This is a genomic window from Sphingopyxis granuli NBRC 100800, assembly GCF_001591045.1.
Classification (GTDB): Bacteria; Pseudomonadota; Alphaproteobacteria; order Sphingomonadales; family Sphingomonadaceae; genus Sphingopyxis; species Sphingopyxis granuli.
The window spans coordinates 1-2,434 of record NZ_BCUA01000162.1 but is presented as its reverse complement, the minus strand read 5'-3'; the positions used below and the strand labels follow the sequence as shown (position 1 = coordinate 2,434).

At 70.0% G+C, this 2,434-nt stretch carries 3 protein-coding genes; all 3 read left to right on the top strand.

Features of this window, described 5'->3' with window-relative positions:
• Positions 1 to 1,357: ferrous iron transporter B (feoB, locus tag SGR02S_RS19140; protein WP_067113804.1), on the top strand; the 1,357-nt coding region annotated here is incomplete at its 5' end.
• Positions 1,358 to 1,389: 32 nt separating this feature from the next.
• Entirely contained in the window at positions 1,390 to 1,941 is a 552-nt protein-coding gene (gene ssb / locus SGR02S_RS19135) for a single-stranded DNA-binding protein (protein WP_067113803.1), read from the top strand.
• Positions 1,942 to 1,969: 28 nt separating this feature from the next.
• The coding region (locus tag SGR02S_RS19130) for an MmcB family DNA repair protein (RefSeq protein ID WP_067113802.1) at positions 1,970 to 2,434 on the top strand (465 nt) is incomplete at its 3' end.

Below are 2,434 nucleotides of genomic sequence, written 5' to 3'. Positions count from 1 at the left end.
GGGCCGCGCGCAGGACGAGCCACAGCCGCCGGCCGCGGCGCCGTCCGACGCCGCGCTCCACCAGCGCGCCCGCGCGCTCGCGCGCGCCGCGATCCTCGCCGAAACGCCGGTGCGCCGCTGGACGCAGCGCATCGATGCGATCATCCTCCATCCGGTCGCGGGCTTCCTGATCCTGCTCGCGCTGATGTTCGTGATGTTCCAGGCGGTCTATGCCTGGTCCGAAGCGCCGATCGGCTGGATCGAGGACGGCATCGCCGCCCTGCAGGGCGCGGTGACCGCCGCGCTTCCCGACGGCTTCGTGCGCGGACTGATCGTCGAGGGGCTGCTCGCCGGCGTCGGCGCGGTCGTCGTCTTCCTGCCGCAGATCCTGATCCTCTTCCTCTTCATCCTGCTGCTCGAAGCGTCGGGCTACATGACCCGCGCCGCCTTCCTGATGGACGGGCTGATGGCGAAGGTCGGCCTGTCGGGGCGCGGCTTCATCCCGCTGCTGTCGAGCTTCGCTTGCGCGGTGCCCGGAATCATGGCGACGCGGTCGATCTCGGACGAGAAGGATCGGCTGACGACGATCCTCATCGCGCCGCTGATGACCTGTTCGGCGCGCCTGCCCGTCTACACGCTGATCATCGGCGTCTTCATCCCGAACCGGGGCGTCGCGGGGACGCCGATCGGGATGCAGGGGCTGGTGCTGTTCGGCCTCTATGTCGCGGGGATCGTCGGCGCGCTCGTCGTCGCCTTCGTGCTGCGCCGCACCGTCGTGCGCGGCAGCGCGGCGGGCTTCATGATGGAGATGCCGCGCTATCAATGGCCGCGGCTGCGCGACGTCGCGATCGGGCTGTGGCAGCGCGCGTGGATCTTCCTGCGCCGTGCCGGCACGATCATCGCGATGACCACCGTCGTGCTGTGGCTGCTGCTCACCTTTCCGCAGGCGCCGGCGGACAGCGACGTGCGCCAGGTCGACTACAGCATCGCGGGCCGCATCGCCAGCGGGCTGGAGGTCGCGGTGCGGCCGATCGGCTTCAACCACGACATCGCGCTCGCGCTGATCCCGGCGATGGCGGCGCGCGAGGTCGCGGTGTCGGCGATGGCGACCGCCAATGCGATCGACGCCGACGACGACGAGGAAGCCGTCGCCCAGTCGCTCGGCGAGCGCCTCCAGGGGCGCTGGAGCCTCGCCACCGCGCTCGCCTTCCTCGCCTGGTTCGTCTTCGCGCCGCAGTGCATCTCGACCATCGCGATCACGCGGCGAGAGACCAACGGGTGGAAATGGCCGCTGTTCATGGTTGGCTATTTGTTCGCGCTCGCCTATGCCGCTGCTGGTATCACCTATTGGACGGCCGTCGCCTTCGGACTCGGCTGATCCCCCAACTTGGAAAGCGGAGCGGAGCGGCGATGGCAGGCAGCGTCAACAAGGTTATCCTGATCGGCAATCTGGGCGCCGATCCCGAAATCAAGTCGTTCCAGAACGGCGGCCGGATCGCCAATATCCGCATCGCCACCTCCGAAAGCTGGAAGGACCGGATGACCGGCGAGCGCAAGGAGCGCACCGAATGGCACAATGTCGTCATCAACGGCGACGGGCTGGTCGGCGTCGTCGAGCGCTATCTGAAGAAGGGCAGCAAGGTCTATGTCGAGGGGTCGCTGCGCACCCGCAAGTGGCAGGACCGCGACGGCAACGACCGCTATACGACCGAGGTGGTGATCGCCGGCATGGGCGGCGCGCTGACGATGCTCGACGGCGCCCCCGGCGGCGGCGGATCGCGCGGCGGCGGCGATAGCTGGGGCGGCGGCGGTTCGGGTTCGGGCGACAGCTGGGGACAGGGCGGCGGCGGCGGTTCTTCCGGCGGCGGCGGCTGGAACCAGGGCGGCGGCGCCTCGGGCGGCGGCGGCGGTGGCGGACGCCCGCCCTTCGACGACGACCTCGACGACGATGTTCCGTTCTGATCGACTATAGAGGAAAGCAGGCTTCGCCATGGCGGGCCTCGATTTCGCACCGCCCCTGACCGCTCCCGACGTCGCACGCGGCGTCTGCCGGCTGTTCGCGCAGGCGGGGCTGGTCGCGATTCCGGAGGTGCCGCTGCCCAACGGCCGCCGCACCGACCTCACCGCGATCGACGCGCGCGGGCATATCACCATCGTCGAGATCAAGGTCAGCCGCGCCGACCTGCACGGCGACGGCAAATGGCCCGACTATTGCGACTGGTGCGACCATTTCTACTGGGCGCTCGCCGCGGGGCTCGACCCTGCGATCCTCGACACCGCGGCCTATCGCCCCGAAACCTCCGGGCTGATCGTCGCCGACCGTTACGGCGCGGCGGTGGTGCGCGAAGCAGCGCGCTGCACGCTCGCCCCGGCGCGCCGCAAGGCCGAACTGCTGCGCATCGGCCGCCTCGCAATGCGCCGCTCGATGATCATGGCGGACCCCGAACTGGCGGCG

Bases quoted from the DNA above. Each gene is read 5' to 3' on its own strand.
- ssb (WP_067113803.1), top strand. From the start codon at position 1,390: ATGGCAGGCAGCGTCAACAAGGTTATCCTGATCGGCAATCTGGGCGCC.